At 42.7% G+C, this 23765-nt stretch carries 22 protein-coding genes and 1 pseudogene; 10 read left to right on the top strand and 13 right to left on the bottom strand.

Annotated elements, in window-relative coordinates:
• The 7 genes and pseudogenes from HRT75_RS09875 to HRT75_RS09845 all read left to right on the top strand — a co-directional run.
• The coding region (locus HRT75_RS09875) for a M20/M25/M40 family metallo-hydrolase (protein ID WP_291185899.1) at window positions 1–739 on the top strand (739 nt) is incomplete at its 5' end.
• A 20-nt stretch (window positions 740–759) separates the two neighbouring features.
• Window positions 760–1173 carry a hypothetical protein gene (locus tag HRT75_RS09870; protein WP_291185895.1) on the top strand — a complete coding sequence of 138 codons (414 nt, stop codon included), beginning with the start codon at window positions 760–762 and terminating at the stop codon, window positions 1171–1173.
• A gap of 9 nt (window positions 1174–1182) precedes the next feature.
• Entirely contained in the window at window positions 1183–2436 is a 1254-nt protein-coding gene (locus tag HRT75_RS09865; protein WP_291185893.1) for a hypothetical protein, read from the top strand.
• A 110-nt stretch (window positions 2437–2546) separates the two neighbouring features.
• Complete coding sequence (locus HRT75_RS09860; RefSeq protein WP_291185889.1) at window positions 2547–2912, top strand: BlaI/MecI/CopY family transcriptional regulator; 366 nt, start codon at window positions 2547–2549, stop codon at window positions 2910–2912.
• A gap of 465 nt (window positions 2913–3377) precedes the next feature.
• Window positions 3378–3593 (top strand): annotated as a pseudogene (locus HRT75_RS14775) (M56 family metallopeptidase); the annotation flags it as partial.
• Window positions 3594–3656: 63 nt separating this feature from the next.
• On the top strand, window positions 3657–4889 hold the full coding sequence (locus HRT75_RS09850; protein ID WP_291185883.1) for a hypothetical protein: 1233 nt from the start codon (window positions 3657–3659) through the stop codon (window positions 4887–4889).
• Window positions 4890–5028: 139 nt separating this feature from the next.
• On the top strand, window positions 5029–6129 hold the full coding sequence (locus HRT75_RS09845) for a DUF4407 domain-containing protein (RefSeq protein WP_291185881.1): 1101 nt from the start codon (window positions 5029–5031) through the stop codon (window positions 6127–6129).
• Between the two features lie 23 nt (window positions 6130–6152).
• On the opposite strand, the gene HRT75_RS09840 is transcribed toward HRT75_RS09845, so the two are convergent.
• The 9 genes from HRT75_RS09840 to HRT75_RS09800 form a co-directional block, all read right to left on the bottom strand.
• Window positions 6153–7349: a glycosyltransferase gene (locus HRT75_RS09840; RefSeq protein ID WP_291185879.1), complete on the bottom strand. Its 1197-nt coding sequence runs from the start codon at window positions 7347–7349 to the stop codon at window positions 6153–6155.
• A gap of 367 nt (window positions 7350–7716) precedes the next feature.
• Window positions 7717–8010 carry a hypothetical protein gene (locus HRT75_RS09835; protein WP_291185877.1) on the bottom strand — a complete coding sequence of 98 codons (294 nt, stop codon included), beginning with the start codon at window positions 8008–8010 and terminating at the stop codon, window positions 7717–7719.
• A 322-nt stretch (window positions 8011–8332) separates the two neighbouring features.
• Window positions 8333–9049: a LytTR family DNA-binding domain-containing protein gene (locus HRT75_RS09830; protein WP_291185875.1), complete on the bottom strand. Its 717-nt coding sequence runs from the start codon at window positions 9047–9049 to the stop codon at window positions 8333–8335.
• Between the two features lie 6 nt (window positions 9050–9055).
• Window positions 9056–9373, bottom strand: a complete 318-nt coding sequence (locus tag HRT75_RS09825; RefSeq protein WP_291185872.1) for an Hpt domain-containing protein — start codon at window positions 9371–9373, stop codon at window positions 9056–9058.
• 13 nt (window positions 9374–9386) lie between these two features.
• Window positions 9387–10505, bottom strand: a complete 1119-nt coding sequence (locus HRT75_RS09820) for an ATP-binding protein (protein ID WP_291185869.1) — start codon at window positions 10503–10505, stop codon at window positions 9387–9389.
• Between the two features lie 35 nt (window positions 10506–10540).
• Window positions 10541–11641, bottom strand: a complete 1101-nt coding sequence (locus tag HRT75_RS09815) for an FIST C-terminal domain-containing protein (protein ID WP_291185866.1) — start codon at window positions 11639–11641, stop codon at window positions 10541–10543.
• Window positions 11638–13362, bottom strand: a complete 1725-nt coding sequence (locus HRT75_RS09810) for an ATP-binding protein (protein ID WP_291185864.1) — start codon at window positions 13360–13362, stop codon at window positions 11638–11640. Before HRT75_RS09810 ends, HRT75_RS09815 begins: the two co-directional genes overlap by 4 nt.
• Window positions 13355–13897, bottom strand: a complete 543-nt coding sequence (locus tag HRT75_RS09805; RefSeq protein ID WP_291185861.1) for a heme NO-binding domain-containing protein — start codon at window positions 13895–13897, stop codon at window positions 13355–13357. The genes HRT75_RS09810 and HRT75_RS09805 overlap by 8 nt, the downstream gene beginning before the upstream one ends.
• A gap of 9 nt (window positions 13898–13906) precedes the next feature.
• Entirely contained in the window at window positions 13907–14326 is a 420-nt protein-coding gene (locus HRT75_RS09800) for a response regulator (RefSeq protein WP_291185859.1), read from the bottom strand.
• Window positions 14327–14607: 281 nt separating this feature from the next.
• Between HRT75_RS09800 and HRT75_RS09795 the strand changes: the two genes are divergently transcribed.
• Genes HRT75_RS09795 through HRT75_RS09785 form a run of 3 tightly spaced genes read left to right on the top strand, consistent with a single transcriptional unit; the run spans window position 14608 to window position 18505 of the window.
• On the top strand, window positions 14608–17616 hold the full coding sequence (locus HRT75_RS09795) for an aminotransferase class III-fold pyridoxal phosphate-dependent enzyme (RefSeq protein ID WP_291185857.1): 3009 nt from the start codon (window positions 14608–14610) through the stop codon (window positions 17614–17616).
• Window positions 17606–18046, top strand: a complete 441-nt coding sequence (locus tag HRT75_RS09790; RefSeq protein WP_291185855.1) for a nuclear transport factor 2 family protein — start codon at window positions 17606–17608, stop codon at window positions 18044–18046. Before HRT75_RS09795 ends, HRT75_RS09790 begins: the two co-directional genes overlap by 11 nt.
• Entirely contained in the window at window positions 18047–18505 is a 459-nt protein-coding gene (locus tag HRT75_RS09785) for a GNAT family N-acetyltransferase (protein WP_291185853.1), read from the top strand.
• Here HRT75_RS09785 and HRT75_RS09780 read toward each other — a convergent pair.
• From HRT75_RS09780 to HRT75_RS09765, 4 genes are all read right to left on the bottom strand, one after another.
• Window positions 18502–19749, bottom strand: coding sequence for an FAD-dependent oxidoreductase (locus HRT75_RS09780; protein WP_291185849.1), 1248 nt, complete (start codon window positions 19747–19749; stop codon window positions 18502–18504). The genes HRT75_RS09785 and HRT75_RS09780 overlap by 4 nt on opposite strands.
• Window positions 19746–20768 carry a 4-hydroxyproline epimerase gene (locus tag HRT75_RS09775; protein ID WP_291185846.1) on the bottom strand — a complete coding sequence of 341 codons (1023 nt, stop codon included), beginning with the start codon at window positions 20766–20768 and terminating at the stop codon, window positions 19746–19748. Before HRT75_RS09775 ends, HRT75_RS09780 begins: the two co-directional genes overlap by 4 nt.
• Entirely contained in the window at window positions 20749–22482 is a 1734-nt protein-coding gene (locus HRT75_RS09770) for a DUF885 family protein (protein ID WP_291185843.1), read from the bottom strand. Before HRT75_RS09770 ends, HRT75_RS09775 begins: the two co-directional genes overlap by 20 nt.
• A partial coding sequence (locus tag HRT75_RS09765) for an aldehyde dehydrogenase (NADP(+)) (RefSeq protein WP_291185840.1) occupies window positions 22472–23765 on the bottom strand: 1294 nt, incomplete at its 5' end. The genes HRT75_RS09770 and HRT75_RS09765, both read right to left, overlap by 11 nt.

Genomic DNA, 23765 nt, shown 5'->3' with positions numbered 1-23765 from the left:
CTCCGGACTTTACGGTGGTGCCGTTGCAAACCCAATCAACATCTTGACCAAGATGATTGCCTCATTGCATGATGAGAACAATCACATCACCATTCCAGGTTTTTATGATAAAGTAGAGGAACTCACTGCTGCAGAGCGTACCAAGATGGCGGAAGCTCCTTTTGATCTGCAGGCTTATCAAGATGCTTTAGATATTGATTCTGTTTACGGCGAAGCGGGTTATTCTACCAACGAACGCAATTCCATCCGTCCAACCTTAGATGTGAATGGAATTTGGGGAGGTTATACCGGAGAAGGGGCCAAAACGGTAATTGCTTCTAAGGCTTATGCAAAGATCTCCATGCGCTTAGTGCCTAACCAAGATTGGCATGAGATCACTGAACTCTTTAAAAAGCACTTTGAATCCATCGCTCCTGCGGGCGTTCGTGTGGAAGTACATCCACATCACGGAGGGCAAGGTTATGTTACACCAATAGACTTCCCAGGCTACAAGGCTGCAGAAAAAGCTTATGAGTCTACTTTTGGAAAGACACCAATTCCGCAACGCAGCGGGGGTAGTATCCCAATTGTATCCCTCTTTGAAGAAGAATTAAAAAGCAAAACAATACTAATGGGCTTTGGATTGGACAGCGATGCCATTCACTCACCAAACGAACATTTTGGGATCTGGAATTACCTAAAAGGTATTGAGACCATTCCGCAGTTCTATCACTTTTACGCACAAAATCACAACAATTAAACCTCATAAAATCAACGATTATGCAATTCAATAAAACCTATGTAATCGCAGTGCTTTTGACCCTTTTTACAGGACTTACCGCAAATGCGCAATTAGGAGACACCAATCAAAAGAAAACCTTTAACCTCACCATTGCCCAAGACGGCAAAGAGATCGTAATGGCTTGTCGTTCCGGATGTGCTTGGGAGACCTTAAGTTTTGAAAGCCCAAGACGCGGACTTTCTGTTACCGTGGATCAGTTCGGAATGAAAGGGGATCGTCAAACAGCGAGTAACCCAGATGAACTTTCTGAATTCTCATTCAGCATTGCTAAAGTACGCGGAGAATATAAACTGGTAGGTTTAGAAGGAACCGCTTGGGAGACCTTGACCTTTACCCTGCCCGAAGACAATTCCAAAGCAATATTGAGTACCGGTGGTGTACGCGTCAAATAAACCGTTTTAATGCTTTTTTCTTTCCAACCCCATGATGAGTGGTCGCAGACCCAAAAATGGGCTTTTCGCTTTGTAGCACTCTACAGCTGGCTGTACATTTTAATGATGTTTGGCGGCAGCAGACTGCTAAAACCATTAACTATATGGCTTGGCCGTGATATCCTCGGCATTGAAGGACGTTATGAATTCTTTGCTACAGGTAGCGGAGACACCACCATGGCATATGCCGGCCTTTTTGCCCAATTGATCTTGGTGATCTCAGGTACAATTCTGTGGTCGGTACTGGATCGGAAAAGGCGTTCTTACAATGCCGCCTTTTATTGGTTAACTGTGATCTTGCGAATCTTTTTGGTATTCTTCATGTTTACCTATGGCTTTGCCAAAATCTACAAGTCGCAGTTTGCAGGACCTTCATTACTCAGACTCTTACAACCCATTGGGGATATGTCTCCTATGGGACTCGCCTGGACCTATATGGCCCAAAGTGAAGGCTTCAATATGTTTACCGGTTTTATGGAAGTCTTGGGCGGTTTGTTGTTGATTCCTAAACGCACCCAAGCCCTTGGAGGCATTGTGGTCTTTGGAGTCATGTTGCAGATCTTTATGATGAATATGTTCTACGACATTCCCGTGAAACTATTCTCTGCCCATTTGATGCTTTTTGGTTTGCTGATCTTTGCTGCGGATTGGAAACGCTTTAGTCATGTCTTCATCAAAAACAAACCTACGGAGGCTGTTGAATATTACAAACCCACCAAAGACCCAGTCTACCACACCGTAATGATGTGGTTTAAAGTTGCCGGTGTTGCCATCCTCTTTGCATTGATGGGCTATCAAGGCTATAATGCGGAACACAGCTTTGGCGACAAACGTCCTAAACCGCAATACTATGGAATTTGGGAAGCGGAAGAATTTATCAAGAATGGGGATACGATAGCACCGCTAATTACGCGATCGGACCGTTGGCGTTATTGGGTGATTGATCGCAAAGGCTATGCAGCGGTAAAAATGATGAATGACAGTGCCAGGCGCTTCAATTTTATTGTGGATTCAACCGGTTTTGGTCTTACCATGCGCTCCCGATCTGACACCCTTACGGAACCAAATTTTACCATTACCCAAACCGACTCCGTCCAACTGATCTTAAAAGGAGTTTTGGATCAAGACAGTCTACAGATTCGATTGCGCGCTAGAGATCTTTCACAGATTAGACTCATCAATCGCGGTTTCCATTGGATCAACGAGACTCCGTATAATCGTTAATTGAGATTCTTCTAGGGTAATTTTCCTGCATTGATGTTAATTTTTTCTTTCTACAGTTGTAGAATTAAAATTTTATTCTACATTTGTAGAGAACAAATATTCTAGCGACTATGTCCTTATCCAAATCAGAAGAACAACTCATGCACCTTTTATGGGAACAAGAAAAGGCCTATATGAATGATCTCATTGCGGCCTATCCAGATCCCAAACCGGCGCAAACTACAATTGCGACCTTGTTAAAGCGCATGCGAGACAAAGGATTTGTGGATTACACACAAGAAGGACGGGCTAGACAATACTACCCTTTGGTGGAAAAGCAATCTTACTTTTCCAAGCAAATGAAAGGCATGATCCAGAATTTCTTTGATAATTCTGCTACTCAATTCGCCTCTTTCTTTGCCAAGGAAACAGACCTGAGCAAAGAAGAATTAGAATCTTTGAGAAAATTGATCGATCGCGAAATCAAAAACAAATAGTCATGGAATTCTACGCATTGAAAACGGCAGCCTGTTGGGCAATTCTCTACGGCTTTTACAAATTGGTCTTGGAGCGTGAAAGCATGCATCACTTAAAACGCTGGTATTTGTTGGGCGGATTGGCCCTAGGCGCTATCATTCCTTTGATCACTTTTACCTCTTATGTATTGGTAGACGGAGAAGCGGTCATCTATATGGTTCGCGGGGAAGAAGGTGCTGCCCTCGGCCAGCAATCCTTTTGGCAGAGTCTGGACTACAGCAAGATCTTATGGACTGTTTATTGGGTCGGATTTGGACTCTTTGCAATCCGTTTTTTGTGGAACCTCAGCAAACTGATCCGCAGTATTTTGGCGCATCCTAAATCGGCAAAAAGGCCTCTGTTCTTTGTTCTTTTAGGACGTCCAGTACAACCGCATACCTGTTGTCAACAAAAAACGCTTTACTGCCCAAGCCATCCCAGAAGAAGTGCTCCTGCACGAGCAAGCGCATGCCGAGCAACTGCACAGTGTAGACGTATTGCTGGCGGAACTCATGCAAGTGGTCTTTTGGTTCAATCCTCTGGTCTATTTGATCAAACACAGCATTTTTCTCAATCACGAATTCTTGGCGGATCAGGCCGTTTTAAAGACCGGCGTCCCCAAGAGTCAATATCAAAATACTTTACTGGCCTATTTGAATCCTCGGACCTGTCCGGAGCTGGCCAGTGCCATTAATTATTCATCTATCAAAAAACGATTCACACTCATGAAAAATTCATCATCAAAAAAGACCCAATGGGCCAAAGGCCTATTGCTGCTCCCTTTGTTGGCGGTCTTGCTGTACAGCTTTAGCAGTACTAACGAGGTAATGATTGAAGAGGAAATTCCTTATCAGCAAGACAACGTAAATACACAATCAAACGACAAGGAACAAACAAACATTTACACTCTTGAACAAGTAAAAACAAATGGTAACGCTAAATTTTATCCAGCATCTAATCAAGAATATCTCGCTGTAAAACATCCGACTTTTCAAGATTTTAAACGTTGGCAAGATGCAAGCTATTACGGACTTTGGATAGATGGAAAAAGAGTACCAAATGCTAGAATTTTAGAATATCATCCTGATGACCTTCCTTATTTTTCTGAAAGCAAATTGATGAAAAACGCAAAAAACTATGGTAAGCATCATGTACAAGTCAATGTCATGTCCAATTCTTATTGGCAAGACCAAAAGGGAATTGGCTTTGTAACCGAACAAATGAAAGAGTTTCTTATTGATCAGGCTGTAAACGGTGATAAGGAATTGCAAATCAGCATTCAAGGAAGCAGCGTTTATGTCAATGGTGTGAAGACTTCGATTAAGAAGTTCAAATCAGTTGTAAATGAAGCTACCAAAAATTGGAGTAGATCTGATTTCAATAATGTAGATCTGGAACTTATGATCAAAAACCCAGATCAGGACTTTATCAATAAGCTCAATGACATCTTTAAGGAGACTGACGTTTACAAGGCTGATCCAAGTAAATTCCCTTACGGGATCAATCCGCCTCCGCCACCACCACCACCTGCGCCACCGGCACCCGTTGTGGAAGAGGTTGAAATTGAAATTAGAGATGCCCAGAACGTTCAATACGTAATCGTAGAAAAAGAGGAAATAGAAGAAGTTGAAAAAGAACTTGAAGAGATCATTGAGGTTGAAAACGTGCAAACCAAGGTGAAGCGCAAAGCTTATATCAACGGAGGTGATCCGGATGAAGAGGTAATCATCATTGAAGTAGTTGAAGATCCAGATTCTTTAACTCCTCCACCGCCACCACCGCCAAAAGAACCTATTGAAGCCATCAAGGATCTGATCCAACAAGGTGCAACCTTCTATTTAGACGGCAAAAAGATCAGCACAAGCCAAGCACTCGAACTTGTTAAGCTCGATAAGATCAACTATATCGATGTGGAAAAGGTAGACAACAATCCACCTAAAGTGCTCATGAAGCAATAAAGAACATCCACTGATGAATGAAAGCCCCGACAATTCGGGGCTTTTTAATACCTTATTATGTAACAAATAGGGGTAAATCGCGTTCTAATATTCTCGGATGCAGCTCTGTACTGAATCCGAAAACATTAATTCATCAATCATGTTACAATCTTTTTTCATCTTCTGCTCGGGAGCGGATACGGACATCCTCGACCAATGTTCTCCCGGAGAACGCACCAAGTATGCCGGGATAGGCGCCACTGTTTTCTTTACTGCTGTTATGGCTGCCATTGCAGCTACCTATGCCCTATTCACAGTTTTTGATAGCTATCCAGTAGCTATTGCCTTTGGGCTGGTTTGGGGATTGCTGATCTTCAATTTGGATCGATTCATTGTATCCACCATTAAAAAGCGAGGGAAATTTTGGGACGAACTGGTGCAGGCCACTCCGAGACTTCTTTTAGCAGTGATCATTGCCATTGTGATTGCCAAGCCTTTAGAGTTGAAGATCTTTGAGAAGGAGATCAATCAGGTCTTATTGGAGGAGAAGAATCAAATGACCTTAGACAATCAGGGGCAGATCGCTTTACAGTATCAGCCTAAAATTGCCGAACTCAACGGGCAAATAGAAAGCCTTAAGCAAGAAGTTGTAGACAAAGAGACCAGCGTCAATGCGCTTTATGAGACCTATATCGCCGAGGCGGAAGGGCGGGCAGGTACCGAACTGGTTGGTAAAGGTCCGGTTTATAAAGAGAAACGTGAAAAACACGATGCAGAACTGGCCGCTTTGACGGAACTCAGAACCGCAAATGCTGCAAAAATAGCTCGCCTAGAAACAGAGATTGCCGAACTACAAACACAATACGACGACAAGGTAGTAGAAACTCAGCCGGTCATTGAAGGCTTTGACGGTTTAATGGCGCGAGTAAATGCTTTGGATAAACTCCCTTGGTTGCCATCCTTCTTTATCTTTTTGCTCTTTTTGGCGGTGGAAACCTCTCCAATTTTTGCAAAGCTACTTTCTCCAAGAGGTCCTTATGATCACAAACTGGAAGAGCAAGAAGGAGCTATTGCTTCTTGGGCGGCGCAACAAAAACAGCAGCGCAATATTTTGGTAGATACGGATCTGCAGCTCAATAACCGAGTTTATGAAGATATTGCGGAAGAACAAGAAGCTTACGATTATAAACGAAAAAAGGCCCGCGAACTTATGCAGTTGCAGGCCGATGCTTTCTTTGAAAAACAAAAAAGGTTGTTGTAGTTCGGTTTCACCTAAAAACCAGATCAAACCATACTAAATTTGTCTTTTTCTGCAGGGTTTACTGCCGAATTAGTGAGCATATCCAAATATTTAGAACAAACATTCTTTAAGGATAAGGCCTTAGCCGTTTTTAGGTTTTGTTGCGTTAAATTGATGCGGTATTGATTATCAATGCTTAGCACCTTAAGGTTAAGTTTAAGCGATTTTGGATCGTCTAAATCATAGTAAAGCGGCTTGTAACCGAGTCTAGAAATGTGCTTCTGTAAGCCGCTGTGCTTAGCCATAAGAGTAATTTTACCTCGACTGCTTACCTGGTGCAATTGCTCTTCAACTATCCTTCCCTGTAATTTTGGAAGTACCACGATATCACTTTTTCTATAGAATAGCAGGCGCTCTTCTCCATTTATGTATCGATGGATTCGCACAAAACTGCTGAGTTTATTACGCTGTCTTGAAGCCAGTAAAGGGCCATTTACTTCGCGATCCTGTTTGGCCAAAATATCGAGTCTTATTGGAAAGTGCATTTCTTTTCTCAAATCAGTTACAGCCTCAATGATTCGATCAATGGACCCATCTGTTTCTGAGCTCACTTCTGCAATGACCTTTATTTCGCTTAGATTTTGTTTAAATACACCCGGAGTAACGGGAACGGTATTACCCTTTGGAATAAATATCACCTTTTTATCTGGCCGAACTAAGCCCAATTGATTAACGCTTACCTCTTCTGAAACGGTAACCATAAAACGATTAAGCAGCAGTTTGGTCAGATTGAGATTCAACTGCTTCTTTAGACCAAAAAATCCTTTTAAAATACCTGTGGTTTTGGCCTCATTTGTCATTTGATCTTCATTTAAAGAAACAATAACAGGCACTCCAGTAAAGTGAGATGCTGAGGTACAAAGGCTGTAAAAAGCTGGGATTGCCTTCTGTGCAAAATGCTTCATATCCAAATGAAACAATACGGCATCCGGAGCTTGTTTTTTCAATACTCGACTTACTGCAATGGCATTTTTGAATTGCTTGGGTTTCCAACAAGGAATTATTTGAGTACGACATTTGTCCCCTTCAGACTTTAAGACACAAGCTTTTTGAGTTTTATTGGTAAGCACCAACAAGTCGGTGATACGAGCATCCTTCCGAAAATAATGTACTAACTGATTTTCATAAGTGCAAGGCGCATCATCTGAAAGAATAAAATCTGTAATTATTGCCAGTTTCATTTTATAAGATTTTCAAATTTTATCGCGCTTTAGAAGCAACTTCTTATTACTGAAGTCCTGAAAAATTGATCAGCTCTTATTAGTCTAATTTTCCAGGGGGATAGACTCCAGTAATATGAAGTGCCATGCTGATTCGATCAGCTGTGGTAAAGCCAGGCTTAAGTGCTGGCAAGACTTAAGGGGTGTGATGGATACGGTCTTAATGCTGTTGCGTTATGGAATTAAAACCACCTCGGTCAGTACATCTAAGTTAAACTGCGACCCAACTTATGGATGTTTCTACTCGATTCATTGACCAACCTTGAATCCAGAGAATCTTGGGTTGGATTTCTCATACATCACCAAATCACCGAGATGGAATTAATCTTTATGCGGATAGAACGTGCATTTGCTCTGTGTGGCGAAATGCTCCGTGTATCTTATGATTCTTTAAACCGCGAATTGTGCATTTTTTATTACGCATTGCTGCCTGAGAAAACAGTTGTTTGAACATCAAGGCTGCTGAAATATCTACTGTGTCGAGTTTTTTCAGTGAAATGATCAATTCGTTTTCTAAGTGCAGTTTTAGATTGAAAAAGCGTCCAAGTTCAAATACTTGATCTGCAGTTAAACTTCCGTTTAATTCGTAAATTTTATTCTGTTTGTTAATTTGTAGTGCCATGATAGATATGGGATTTTTTAATTCGTTTATACTTCTTATTAGTATCTCGATGTGTAAACGAATAGGTAGTTTTTAACTATTTTTTTTTGTTTTTGTTTGATACAAAGGTGCAGATAAACAGAAACTGAAAATTTAAATTTCGTTGAATGGTCTAAACCTAGCGACGAATGCTAATTTTTGCTCGATTAGCAAATCAGCAGTTCATTACATTTAAAATCAAACATTTAAAAACAAGGAAATCCCTATCTGCTGTACGAAAGCCTGATGGAATGCGGCGGATTGAATAAAAAGAGGGGGAGAGAAAAATGGGGGTAATTGGGTACTAAAGCAAATTGAGACGCTTCATCAACTCGGGGCGATTGGATCTGCTGATAGGAATAACATCGCGCTCTATAAGCACGCTATTATCCTCTATATCCACAATTTTTGTGAAGTTGATAACATAACTGCGATGCACTTTGATAAACTGAGACTGCGGTAATTTGTCTTCAATCTTTTTTAAAGTAGAGTGAACCGTATAGTTCTTATCATGTGTTTTAATCAGGATATAATCACCCTTGGCCTCAATTAAAAAAATCTGATCAAACGCAATTTTAATCAGGCGTCTATCAATATTGATATACAATTCCTTTCCTTGATTTGCAGATAAATCTTTTTGAGCTACCGGAGCAGGAGCGTTGCTTTTCTCAGGCTGCTTTTTAAGCTTCTCTACCATTTTTAAGAATCGAGGTAGCGTTACTGGCTTAACCAGATAATCTTTAATACGGGGATATTCAAAGGCTTCTATGGCGAATTTAGGATCACTGGTTGTTAGAATAACCTGCAAGTCTTTAGTCACTGTATCCAGAAAATCAAATCCAGAGAATGTGGGCATATGAATATCTAAAAAGATGACATCTACCTCATTCTTATTAATGTATTTGATCGCCTCGATAGCATTGTCAAATTGCGCCACAACTTCGATATCATCGGTCTGTTGACATAACTGGTCGATTATCGCCCGAGCCATTGTCTCATCGTCAATAATAATACTCTTCATACGAATTTAGTTGCTTTTTAAGAACTCATCAATCTGTTTGAGTACAACGGCAAAGGCATCGGTATGTTGATAATCTTCAATTTTTAGGGCTTCCTCATGGGCTATAGCCAACGCTCGGCCTTGTACTAAGCCTAAAATACTAATTTTATGCTTAAGCTTATGTACTATTGCGGCAGCTTTTATAGAATCTTTTTCTTCAATTAGCGAAAAATAACGCTCGGCCTCCCCGGGAAATTCTTGAGCAATAATCCCAAGAAACTGAGCAATTACATCTGGTTGGCCATCGGCTATTTGATTTAAGTAGTCTAAGTTAGGTTGTTCCATAACAATCAAATTTTTATTTAGGGTGTGTGAAATAAAAAGTCGCTCCATGCCCTTCTTGGCTCTCCAAGCGGAGCTGTCCTCCGTGATCCTCTACTATACGACTGACTATAGCTAATCCAATTCCACTTTTGGTAGAATCCGCATCTAGCTTTTGAAAAACTTGAAAGACTTTCTGTTGGTAGGCCTCCGCAATACCGGGGCCATTGTCTTTGATATAAAACTCATAAAAATTGCCCAAGTCTGTTGCTCCAATCGTTATGAGATCTCCAGAAGTCTTTTGCATGGCAGATATCGCATTGTCTATGAGGTTCTGAAACAGTTGAGACATTCGGAGTTTATCCGCTCGAATCTCCGGCAACTTGTTGACCTTGATCTCGAACGAATCGGGAATCTGAATTAATGCAAGCACCTCGTCAATCAGTTCATTCAAATTCACTTTCGACATATTCTCCTGTGTTTCTCTCAATTTGGAATACCTCAAAATTCCAGCGATTAGACCGTCCATTTTCTGCAAACTAGAATATATATGAGGCATATGAGCCATTGCATTCTGAGGTTGATCGTTTTCTAAATCATCCTGCATCCATTGCACTAGAGAGTGAATGTTGCGCAAAGGAGATTTAAGATCGTGAGAAACCACGTGTGCGTAATCATTGAGGTCTTTATTATTGCGCTCCAATCGCTTGAGAAGTCGCTTTTGTTCTTCAAAATCAGAAGAAGCCAATAAAGCGACCCCAAATTTTCGAATCACCGGTTCAAGTTGACGCAATTCAGATTCTTTCCATGGTTCCTTTTTAGGACTATGCACAATAAGAACACTTCTATTGGCCATTGGAAAAGCCACGATAAAACCACCCTTCACAGGTACTGGGCAAATATCGCTTACTTGCTTATCTACAGGAATACAGACCGGTTTATTCTCTTTCAAAAAATCCCGGATGAACGCGAGGGTTACTTCTTCTTTGGGTTTATACGGTGCGGGAATCGCATATCGGAGTCTTACGTTGGTATTTTGAAGTTGAACGATCCATCCAGCTTTAAGCATTTTACGACTTAAAAAAACCTTTAAGAATTGGTCGCAATTTTTGTTGTAGTTCAAGGACTTTCCAATAGCCATTGAAAGTTCATACAAGCCAAATATTGTCTGTACCGTTTTGCTTGACATTTCTATTCAAAAAGCCCCACTACTGTGGTTTTATTGAAAAATTCGATGAATCCTTCTCCAAAGGATGATATTTCTCCTAAAGTCAAGGCACCACGCAAAGTGGGTTTAATTCCTTTTTCTTCGAGAGCCATATTGACGGCACTTACTTCTTTCTCAAAGTGATCATCCAAAAACAGTACACGAGAAATACAATCTATAATTATAGCCGCAGCTGGCGAATTCACTTGATCTGCCGCTTCTTTAGCGGCCTGTTTTGCGGCCTCAATGAGTTGATCATTCTTTCCTTTCAAAATATCCAAAAAGGTGTTTTCTGGCACTTCACCAACACAGATCAAGTGACCCTGATCATTTACTGCAATAGGATCTCGCACAACACATTCAGAGCCTTCTCTCACCATCCCAAAAGGATATCCCTTGGAAATATCAAAAAAGGGCTTATCGTCAAAAGAATATTCGCAATCTGCCTCGACAATTTCTCGATAGGTTTCAAAGGCCGGCTGCCAATTGATCTCTTCGACCACATTGGCATTTGTCTTGGTTGCAATAAAGGGTCCACCTAATTTCTCCCAGCCGTGCTTTACACCGAGATAAGTGGTTTTTTTAAGTAAACAATATACAGCTGCATCTTGTAAAAAACCATCTCTGCTGAACAAGCAAGGTGCTTGCTGTAGGCTTAGGCTTCCGGCTCCGCCACCAAAATAGCGGATCTCACTGCCGTAACTGCGATAGAGTTCGGAAAGAAAACCAGAAATACCAGATGCCAATCCGTCTACAAAAGTGAATACACAAAAATCACTGTCAAGTGCCACAGGATGTTTTTCCAATTCATAGGATCCAGAGGCAAGTCCTTCAACTACATGAATCTGCTGCAAGCCTGTTAGGACAGTTACAATAACGCCCTCGTCCAATAATTCTCCATCATAGATCAACTTTGGAAAAATCCCACCAATATACTGGGCACTAGTTCCATTGAGGTCTTGAATCAAACCAGGGATATCTAACTGAGTATTCTCTGCCACCTTAATAACAAACAGAGTATCTGTACTCACCTTTGCTTCAATCGCAGTTAAGATGGCGGCGCTTGTCGGTTCTTTAAATATCATTTTTTCTTGCTCAATGTAAAATAAAAAGAGGTGCCTTCATCCGCAGTACTCTCTAGCCAGATCTCTCCGTGATGAACCTCCACTACTTTCTTAGCTAAGGCTAATCCCAATCCACTTGACTCTCCATCTGGATTAAGTGATTGAAAAATCTTAAATATTTTTTCGTGGTATTCAGGAAGTATTCCCATGCCGTTATCACTTACTTTAAATTCAAAGAAGGTGTCTTTATCTTGACAGCTAACGTTGACAAACCCAAGGGGTTTATCGTTGTACTTTACTGCGTTAACAACTAAATTTTGAAACAACTGTTGCAGCATTACACGATTGCCCGAGACAGTTGGGAGTTTAGACGAAATCTGCATTTCTATATGATCTGGAACAAAGATCAGATCCAATATTTCTTGTAGGAGCTCATGAGTATCAACTGGGGTAAATTCTTCTGCAACACGATCAACAGAAGCGTATTCCAAAACATTGGAGATGAGTTCCTCCATTTTTGTAATTGTCGCTTCTAGCAACACAAAATGTTCTTTGGATTCATGCGGCAACTGTTCAAAATTGTCTTCCTTGATCCATTCGGCCAAAGCGCTGATACTTCTTAAGGGTGATTTCAAATCATGAGAAACCATATGGGCGTATTCACTGAGTTCACGGTTGGATAATTCCAATTGTTCCAAGAGTTTAGTGTTACGCGCTTCACTCTCTCGACGTGCATTTTCATCCATCGCTGATCGCAGTTGCAAAGCCACTAAATTAGATACCGCACGTACAGATTTAAGCTGATTTTTGGAGAAATAGGAAGCCTGACGATGTTCAGCATCAATAACACCCAGTACTTGATCATCTACGGCAATGGGCACGGTAAGCTCTGACAAACGCTTAGCGTCGTCGGTAATATACCTGGAATCTTCCTGGGTATTGTCAATGAGCTCTGACTTTCCAGTTTGGGCTACAGTTCCGACAATTCCAGTTCCAACTGGTATGATCAAAGGATTGATGATTGCTCCTTTTTCATCAAGTTTGGCGCCCACGGCTGATATTTGTTGTAGGTACTTTTGTTCGGGCATTTTTAGATACACCACACAGTCATCCGTCTTTAAAAACGTGGATACCTTTTCTGCTAAAATGGCCCCAATCTCTCTAAAACTGGTTTTTCCGAGAATTTCTTGAGACACTTCAGAAATAAAGGATAGCGTGGTGGATTTGTTTAGTTGTTCCGTTATATCGCGAACAATTCCTTGTGCAGCAATAGGATTTTTGTGGTTATCTAAAACCACTGAAGCATTTATCTGAACCCATCGAACCCCAAGTTCACGCGTAAGAACGCGCGCTTGGTAATTCGTAAAATAGCCTTTTTCCCTGAGCGAATTGAAAGATTCCATGGCATACACCTCGTCTTCCGGATAAATTAAGCTGGACACGTTAACCTGCTCCTTTTCAAGGTTTATCCCGAAAAGTTGGTTTGCCGCCTCATTCATCCGCAGGATATTTCCCTGCAGATCCATGACCACATAAGCGTCAACGATATTCTCAAAAATTCCTTGAAGCTCGGAGCTCTTTTCACCCAAGAGAAACTCCAGTTTCTCATTAGCAGCATGAAGTTCCTGGGTACGCTCATAGAGCTCTGCCGCCTTATCTTCGAGTATCTTTTCAGCTTGCTTGCGCGCCGCTTTCTCCCGTTCAATCTTTCTGAGGAGGAGTTTATTCTCGTTGTTATCCATCAGTTGAAATTACGAATTTTACCTCAGAGCCGTCTTCTTTAAGCATATCCATGGTAATCGTAGCTTCCTGATTGAAGTATTTGAATGTTTGTTCCATTAGACCCAGACCAAAGTTGTACATAGCTCTTGAAGAGCTATAAACCATCACTAATTTATTGCCAGTCTTTTCAATAATATCAAAAGTTGGCAACTGGGCATCGGGGTATATTTTACGAACCTCTACGTGAATGTGATTTTCTATAGAGGCCAGCATTTCTAAAGGATCTTTATACGTCGTTAGAAAAGAAGGGTATTCACGCTCAATCACTTTGTAAAAATGCTCTGCAAATACGCGTTGCAAAGTTCCTATATCAATACTGGTCTTTGCGCTCAAATGCGTTAACAGTTGAAGCATTTCGCCAAATTCATAAGTTCCAACGGCGGTATAAATTCCACCGGAGGGTAAATCGGATTGATCAATGATATGGCCTACCGTTTCTAGACCAAACTTTTCCTCGACCAATTCCAATAATTCCGTAAATATAATTCCTTTCATAAGTATGTTTTAAGCCACTACAGGTTTCACTATTTCATTGTGTTCCCAATAGGTAAGTAGTGCTCCTAATCGGTCCACATAATCTTGATACTGTAAAGGCTTAAGCACATAACCAGCCACGCCTATCTCGTAACAAGAGAATAAGTCTTTTTCATTACTTGAAGTGGTTAAAACCACTGTCGGTAAGAATTTCATGCGATCATCTGCTTTTAATATCGCTAAAAATTCCAAACCATTCAAGCGCGGCATGTTAAGATCTAAAAAAATTAAATCTGGAAGTCTAGAGGTCTCATTGAGATAAGACAAAGCTTCTTCTCCGTTGTTTACCGGAATCACTTTGTGCGTTGCTCCGAGCTTTTTGAAGGCTCGCTGCAGCTTCATGATCTCAATCTGATCATCTTCTAATAAAAGGATTTCTAATGTTTTCATAGGATATACGGGGTTTTGTTCGGCAAAAATGCCAAAAATTCACGATTTGCGATTTTATGTTTAGATGAAAGTGCGTATAAGTGTCGACGAATGACATTTTAGTGTAGTTAAGACGGTTTAAATTGCCGATAAGTGTCGACGAATGGTAATTTTGGGGCGTTGAATGGTAAAATTACAACGAAATCGATTGTTAAATAGTATGGCCATTGCGCATTTCTATTCCAATATAATTCCAAAAGAAACGAGTTTATGTACCTTTATTTCTGCAAAATTTGTCCCCCATGACTCCAGCTGCATTAACAAAATTGCACAAGACGCTTAGTAGTAAATACAATCTAGAAGGCAGCCTAAAACTGCTTTACGGAGAATTCACTTTAAACTATAAATTAACCACAAATGCAGGCCAAAATTACTTGGTCAAAATTGGTCCAACAGATCTAAAACAAGATACGGCTCCAGTTGAGCAACCTTTACTCCAATACCTATCTAATCAAAAATTAAAGGTTCCCAAAGTCATTCCAACACAAAATGGCGCATTATTCACCGCTCTGCATATTGATGATCAAAAGCGATCCTTACGAGTCATTTCTTGGATAGACGGAAAACTGTGGTCTGAGATCAATCCGCATGCGGAAAATTTAAGGGAGCAACTTGGGCAACTCACCGGTCAATTGCTCACTGCGCTTAATTCCTACGAGGCAACACAGGAAAGTTTGAACCCCTCTTGGGAATTGAATACTTCACAGTGGACAGAAACGCATCTAGACTTATTTGATTCCGTAGAACAAAAACTCCTTGAATTCTTTATTGATCGATTCAAATCAGAATCTACTGCCTATGAGACTTTAAGAAAGCAGTGGATTCATAATGACCTGAACGACAATAACATACTTGTGGCTGCGGATGGAAGCCAAATCAATGGAATTATTGATTTTGGCGATGCCAGTTACAGTCAAAGCATTAACGAGGTTGCTGTCTGCGGAGCTTATTTGATCAGTGGATTTCCAGATCCTCTGGACGCACTGACCCCATTTCTCAAAGGTATTCAAGAGGTCTTCCCACTACAGGAAGCGGAACTTGCACATCTTTACACCCTTATTGGGATGCGCTTGGTTTTGAGCGCGGTTCATGGCAAGCGCAATGCAATAGCTCAACCAGAAAACACCTATTTACAGGTCAGTCAAAAGCCGGTATGGGAAAGTTTAAAACTTTGGAGGCAAATACATCCGCGCTTTGCACATTTCAGTTTTAGAAAAGCCTGTGGCTATCCAGCGCATCCAAAAACCACTGCTTTTAAACAGTGGGCCAACGCACATCAGGCAGATTTTAACACTGTATTTCCTACCACAACTTTTAAAAAGGCTTTGCATCTAGATTTAAGCGTTTCTAGCCTATGGATTGGGACCCAGGCTGAGTTTAATGACTTAGAGCTGTTTGAATTCAAAATTGATCAGCTTCAAAAACAGCACCCTGAGCAAATCATTGCCGGTGGTTATCAAGAGCCTCGGCCGCTCTACACAGATCCCGCTTACGACACTGTCGGCAACTGTGGCGCTCAAAGCAGAACAGTGCATTTGGGAGTCGATTTTTGGCTGCCTGCACAGACGCCCGTCCACACCCTTCATAAAGGAGAAGTCGTCATTGCAGTAAATGATCAAGGCAATAAGGAATACGGTGGTTTGGTGGTCTTAAAGCATCAAGAAGCTGGTTTAGATTTCTATACCCTTTATGGGCATTTGATCCCAGAAACGGCCTTGACCCACCAATTGGGCGACATCATTGAGGCTGGTGGATTGGTCGGTCAATTAGGAGCAGCTCATGAAAACGGGAGTTGGTCACCACACCTGCATTATCAATTCATGCTAGATCTTTTAGATTATACAGAGGATTTCCCCGGGGTTTGCTACGCACATCAGCGGGAGATCTGGCAAGATCTATGCCCTGATCCCAATTTGTTTTTCAAAGATCCAGCGCTAGAACCTCAGACCGAATTAAGTCCGAATCAAATCCAACAAAAACGCAAAAAGAGCTTAGGACAAGGCATGAGTCTTTCTTATCAAGAGCCGCTGCATATTGTTAGAGGACAAGGTGTATATCTGGTGGATTCTTGGGGTCGCAAGTATATTGACACGGTGAACAATGTGGCTCATGTGGGTCACGAACATCCTCATGTGGTTAAAACGGCACAAGAGCAGATTGCCGCACTAAACACCAACACCCGCTATTTACACAAGAACGTGGTGGAATTTGCCGAAGCCTTTTTAAAGACCTTTCCAGACAAATTAAGCGTGGTGCACTTTGTGAATTCGGGCAGTGAGGCAAACGAGCTAGCTGTGCGTATGGCTGAAGCAGTAACCGGCTCTAGGCATATGTTGGTGTCTGAAAGTGGATACCACGGCAATACCCGAACTTGTGTGGACCTGAGCCATTATAAATTTGACCGTAAAGGTGGATATGCGCCTCCTGAGACCACTCACGTCTTTGACCGACCCGACACCTTTAGAGGAAAACATAGAGGTCTAAATGCAGCGGCAGATTACCTCAAGGATTTGCAAAAGCAAATACAAAGTCTGCAAGAGCGAGACATCAAAATAGGCGGGCTCTTGTTGGAATCCGTTTTGAGTTGTGGGGGACAAATTCCATTGCCTGAGGGCTATTTGCCTGAAGTTTATAAGCTAGTCAGAGCTGCTGGTGGTATTTGTATTGCTGATGAAGTTCAGGTAGGTATGGGCAGAATGGGAGACAGCTTTTGGGGCTTTGAGCAGTACGGAGTTGTCCCAGACATTGTCACCATTGGAAAACCCATAGGTAATGGACATCCGTTGGCTGCTGTGGTATGTACTGCGGAGGTGGCTGAAGCTTTTAACAACGGGATGGAGTTCTTCAACACCTTTGGCGGAAACCCGGTATCTGCGGCTGTCGGCAAAGCGGTTTTAGAGGTTATTCAAGACGAAAAGCTCATGGACAATGCACGCGAGACAGGTCAATTTTTAGTAGACAGACTGAAAGCACTACAAGAACGATTCCCGATCATTGCAGACGTACGAGGGAAAGGTTTCTTTTTAGGGTTTGAGCTCTGTGATGCCGATCGAAATCCACTAACAGAACAAGCCAAATACCTGGCCAACCGTATGAAGTACTTTGGCTTTTTATTGTCTGTAGATGGCCCAGACGATAATGTGATCAAGATCAAACCGCCCATGGTATTCAACCGTCACAACGCAGAACAACTTTTACACTATTTTACTCAAGTATTAACCGAAGATAAAATGCAACACTATGAAGCTTAAGCAACTCATCGCAGTAATTGGCTTACTCCTTTTGAGCCAACAGCAGTTTGCTCAATCGCAGCAAGAAAAAGACAAAACGGCTATTTTAAAAGTAATGGCAGATCAATCCAAAGCATGGTCCAGTCATGACTTGGAAGGTTTTATGGAAGGTTATTGGAAGAGCGATTCCCTTAAATTCTATGGCAGCGGCGGCTTGGTGAAAGGGTGGCAAGCTACCTTAGAGCGCTATCAAAAAAGTTATCCGACGGCTGAGCATACCGGAGTATTGAAGTTTACCATTGATGATGTGAGCCCTGCGGGAACTGATTCCTATACCGTTATGGGCAGGTTCTATCTTTCGCGAGATGTTGGTGATGCCAATGGGGTATTTCTAGTGGTTTTTAGAAAGATCAACGGGCAGTGGAAGATCGTTGCCGATATGTCTTGTTAAATGACTCCAACGATTCGCAAAGCCACTTATGATGATCTAAAGATGTTGCAAGAGTTCAAAATGGGACTCATTGCTGCGGAGTTACCTATGGATCCGACCATCCGTCCGGATACAACTAGTTATTACACCTTCAAACCCTTAATTGATGGCCCTAACTCCACACTTCTAGTGGCAACTATAGATGAGGAGATCGTTGCCTCTGGCTATGCTAAAATTCTGGAAGATAGGAAGTATCTAAAGCATACTCACTACGGCTATTTGGGCTTTATGTTTGTTCCAGAAAAGCACCGCGGCAATGGTTATAATGGTTTAGTGACAGAGGCCTTGATCGATTGGTGCAAACAGCAAGGTATCACAGAGATCCGTCTGGATGTTTATGATGTCAATGAAGCTGCCATAAAAGCCTATAAAAAATCAGGCTTTAAAGCGCATTTGATCAATATGCGTTACGATCCTTAGAATTTCCTATCGGGATTAAAGGGACTCAAATCCATGGAAGTGGGTTTGTCTGAGAGCAACTCTGCGATCAACTTCCCGGTAGCTGGTCCCATACTCCATCCCATCATGGCATGACCCGTTGCAATGGCGAGATTACCAAACTTAGCTGTGCGACCAATATAGGCCATTCCATCGGGAGAAACCGGACGCAATCCGCAAGCCGCTTCCTTTTTCTCTACATCGGTAATATGTACTCCTGGATAGTATTTCGTTGCTGCCGCAGCGATGGCGTTGACCCGTTCCGGTCTAATTTTATGATTGATTCCAGCGATTTCCATAGTTCCTGCAAAACGCGTAAAACCGTGCATAGGCGTTACGGCTACCTTGGATTCACAAAGAATGGCTGGCATATTGATTCCGAGATCTTGGGTAGAATTGATGCGGTAGCCTTTACCAGCTTCCAAAAGCATGGGGATACCTAAACTACGAACCAATTGCGCACTCCAACTACCAGAGGCCAATACTACCTCAACGGGTTGATATTCACCTTGGTCAGTAATGACCTTTTGTATCTTTTGGCCATTGGTTTCCAAACGCTCTACAGCCTCTTGCGCTTGAATCTTTACGCCCATCTGTGGCAAGCGCTGCTTGAGTTCTGCCATTAGTTGATTGGGTGTAGTGTGGCCATCGCATCCAAAATGAACCCCGCCAATGGTGTCAATTTTTACATCGGGTTCCATGGCAATGATCTCCTCTCGGGTTACGGGTGCGACCTCCAATCCTTCTTTGGCAGCCAGATCGGCCACGGCCAATTCCGCATCTAACATCTTTTGGGTTTGACACAACATGATCAAACCTTTTCGTTCCAATTGAAACTGAAAATCTTCCTTTGCTTTTAGTTCCGGGAACAATTCTCTACTCAGCAGATTGATGTCGCGGATCGCGCGTACAGATCGATCTACATTTGCCTGCGAACACGATCGATTAAAAGCCAGCGTCCACTTGATAAAATTAGCCTCTAAACGCGGTTTGATATACAAAGGACTTGCCGAATTGAACATCCACTTCAGCCCCTTTTTCATGACTCCTGGAGCAGCCAAAGGGATAATATGACTCGGGGTCAAATAACCTGCGTTGACATAGGAGGCTCCGTGATCCATTGCTGACTTATCGATCACGCGGACCTCGTGGCCTTCTTGTTTTAAATAGTAGGCACAGCAAAGGCCTACAATTCCTCCTCCAATTACCAGAACTTCTTTACTCATATTACTTGAAATCCATGTGCATAGGGATCATCCTCTGGGTCAATGCTGATGGTATTCTGACCGTATACCTTAGCCCAGCCTTGAATTTGAGGCAGTATAGCCTCAAATTCACCAACCGTGGTAGTCCCAATTATTTTACAATTAAAGGTAGAGCCAATAAAGCTCTCGTTTATAAATTCTTCTTGCTCTTTCAATTTGCCTTGAGCGTGCAATTGTGCCAAACGTGCAGAGGATCCCGTTCCACAGGGAGATCGGTCTATGGCCTTATCGCCATAAAAAACTGCATTGCGCCCGTGCGAAGTCTCGTGAAGGGTTGCTCCTGTCCATTGCATATGCGAGATCCCGTTGATGTTTGGATCCTCGGGATGAACAAACGTATTCGGATACTTTTCATTGAGGCGTTTGCGAACCACTTGGGAATAGGCAATGATCTGTCCGGCGGTAAAATCTTGCAAGCCACTAAAGTTCTCTTGCGGATCAACTATAGCGTAGAAATTCCCACCGTATGCCACATCAACCTTGAGCGTTCCTAGATCAGGACAATCAATGGTAAGTCCTTCCGCAGCGAGAAAACTCGGCACGTTTTGAATTTGAACCCACTTGACCTTGTCACCTTCCTGAAGATAATTGACCTTGACCAAACCTGCTGGCGTTTCTAACCGCAATTGCCCCGGGTTCTTAGGTTGAATCAAGCCTGCTTCAATGGCAATGGTCACTGTCCCGATCGTACCGTGGCCACACATGGGCAAACAACCCGAGGTCTCAATAAAAAGCACGCCGCAATCGTTCTGAGGATCTGCAGACGGGTATAAAAAACTACCACTCATCATATCATGACCGCGCGGTTCAAACATCAATCCTCTTCTGATCCAATCAAACTCCTCTAAAAAGTGCAATCGCTTTTCAGCCATGGTTGCTCCCTTCAGCTCAGGATGACCAGTGGTGACCACCCGAACCCGATTCCCGCAGGTATGCCCGTCAATGCACTTAAAAACGTGATTATTCTTTGTTGCGCTCAATGTAGCTGTTGATTCGTTGTTCTAGAATATCCAAGGTCACTGTACCTTGTCCTAAGATCACCTCATGAAAATCACGGATGTCAAAATCTGCTCCCAATTCCTCCTCCGCCTTTTTACGAAGTTCTCTGATCTTTAGTTCTCCAATTTTATAAGACAAAGCTTGTCCTGGCCAAGAGATGTACCTGTCAGTTTCTGTATTGACCTCATGAATGGAAAGCGCGGTATTGCTCGCCATATATTCCACAACCTCATCACGGGTCCAACCTAGAGCATGGATCCCTGTGTCTACTACCAAACGACAAGCGCGCCACATTTCATAGGTGAGCTGACCGAATTCCTCATAGGGCGTGGTATACATGCCCATCTCTGCCGCTAAATATTCTGAATACAATCCCCAACCCTCTCCGTAAGCAGACAGGTAAAGGTTTTTTCTAAACTGCGGAATACTATCACCCAACTCATTATTCAAGGCGCCTTGCAAATGATGTCCGGGAACAGCTTCATGTACCGTTAGGGCTGGCAAGGTGTATAGGGTTCGGCTGGGTAAATCGTAGGTGTTGACCCAGTAATAACCAGGATCTGCGCTGTTTTTGGAAGTCCCGACATAACGACCTCCTGTGTATTTTGGAGCGATGGCATCTGGTACGGGAGCGACTCCGTAAGGCTTTCTTGGCAAGGTTTTGAAAAACCTCGGCAATTGCTCATCAGCGCGTTTGGCCATGTCCCGAGCGATCATTAAAAGCTCCTTGGGAGTCTTGGCATAAAACTGCGGATCAGTCCGAAGGAAACGTAAAAAATCGGCAAAAGTACCATTGAAGTTTAACTCCTCAATGATCTCTTGCATGCGTGCTTTGATACGAGCTACCTCGGCCAGTCCAATTTCATGAATGTCTTGTGCCGTATACTGCTCAGAAGTCGTGTAAAAGTTAATCCGATCTTGATATTGCTCTGCACCTCCTGGAACACTGGAAACACCAATATCTTGACGAGCGTTTGGATAATACTCCTCTTCAAAGAACTGCTTGATTCTCATAAACTGCGGAATCACGTTTTTGGAAACGGCTTCCTGTGCAGCCACTAAAACCGAGTCTTTTTGAGCCTCTGTTAAACTGGAAGGCAGTTGTTTAAATGGAGAATAGAAAAAACTGTCTTTAAAATCCAAAACGATGTGGTCATCATAGGTGGATTCATATCCTTCAAAGATCACTGCGGCCTGCACTTGCCCAGTCGCAATGCCTTCTCTGAGGTTGGCGAAATGCTGGTCAACATAGTCTGGAATGGCATTGAGCACATGCAAATAGTTGATCACCGCTGCGTAGCTATTTAGTGGTCTTACGCGATAATTCAAGTTCAAATGAAAACCAGAATCTGATAGTAAAGGATTCAAATAGCGCTTAAAATCGTTAAAGGCCACGTCGTCTTTCAAAACAAAGGTCAGTAGCTCTTTGGAGATCTTTTCGGAATCGCTAAGTCCTGTGGTATCTAGCTTTGCGAGTTGAGTGAGCAAAGAATCGGCAAAATCAGCCTCCTTTTGATACCGCTCTGGTGTATACAGTCCTAGGCGGTATTTCTTTTTGTCGTAACTATCAAAACCTTCATGGGCGGCGATGAGCGCCTCTAATTTCTCCGAATTACTCAAAGAGGTATCGGAACAGCTCGCCAAAAAGGCAAATGCAATTGCACTTAGTGCAACTAAGCTTTTTCTAAAGTCCATCTTTAGTCCATTTATTATTTACCAGACGACGAATCCCCAAAGGATTTGCGTCTTGCAGCTCTTGTGGCAATTGCGTATCAGGCCAATCTTGAAAACTAAATGGCCGCACCCAGCGCTTGATACTGTGAATTCCGACGGCAGAAAAACGAGAATCCGTTGAAGCCGGATAAGGTCCACCATGCAACATAGACGGACACACCTCCACTCCAGTAGGCACCCCGTTGAAGATCAATCGGCCCACTCGGTTTTGCATGGCATCAACTAAATCCTGTTGCCCGCTTAAGTCGTTTTGAGTGGCGAGAATGGTTCCGGTCAACTGTCCTTCAAGATTTTTGATAATTGCCAATAGCTCTTCTTTGGTTGCGCAACTCACCAACAGAGAATACGGACCAAACACTTCGTGATGAAGTTTGTCGTTCGCTAAAAATTCAGCGCCACTTACCCGAAGAACCATTGGGCTGGCATAATTAGCAGTCTCTACAACTGCTTCTGCAACTACCGTTTTAGTTCCCGCCTGAGCATCGGCCTGTTGTTTGCCGTGATCAAAGGCTTTTTTGATCTTCGGATGCAGCATACACTGTGGAGCAATATCTTCAAAGGCCTGTTGCAGGTGATGTTCAAAAACCTCAAATTCTTCAGAAGCAATTCCTAAGATCAACCCCGGATTAGTACAGAATTGCCCTGTACCCAAATTAATAGAACCCGCATATTTCTGAGCCCAGCCCAAAGCGTCTTCCACCAAGGCAGAAGGCAAAGCGACCACAGGATTGATACTACCCATTTCAGCAAAGACAGGAATGGGTTCTTCTCTAGACGCTGCAAGATCGTACAAGGCACGTCCGCCTTTAATACTTCCTGTAAATCCAACAGCTTTAATTCCAGGATGAGATACCAATTGCGTACCTACTTCTATACCACTGCTGTTTAGGTTGGAAAAAATACCTGGGTGCATCCCAACCTGCTTTACAGCAGTACTGATGGCTTGAGCCACCAACTCTCCCGTACCCGCATGCATAGGGTGAGACTTGACAATGACCGGACAACCTGCCGCAAATGCTGCTGCGGTATCTCCTCCTGCTGTAGAATAAGCCAATGGAAAATTACTCGCCCCAAAGACCGCCAACGGATCTAAGGGTATGTTGATTTTACGCAGATCGGGTTTGGGTGCTGGAGGTCGATTGGGAGCTCCAGTATCGATATTGGCTTCTACCCAAGATCCATCGGCCACTAAATCAGCAAAGGTTCTTAGTTGAAAGACTGTGCGCCCCCGTTCCCCTTGAGCA

This window comes from Gilvibacter sp. (assembly GCF_013214815.1).
Lineage (GTDB): Bacteria > Bacteroidota > Bacteroidia > Flavobacteriales > Flavobacteriaceae > Gilvibacter.
Note: the sequence above shows the minus strand (reverse complement) of the source record. Positions and strands in the feature narration are given on the sequence as shown.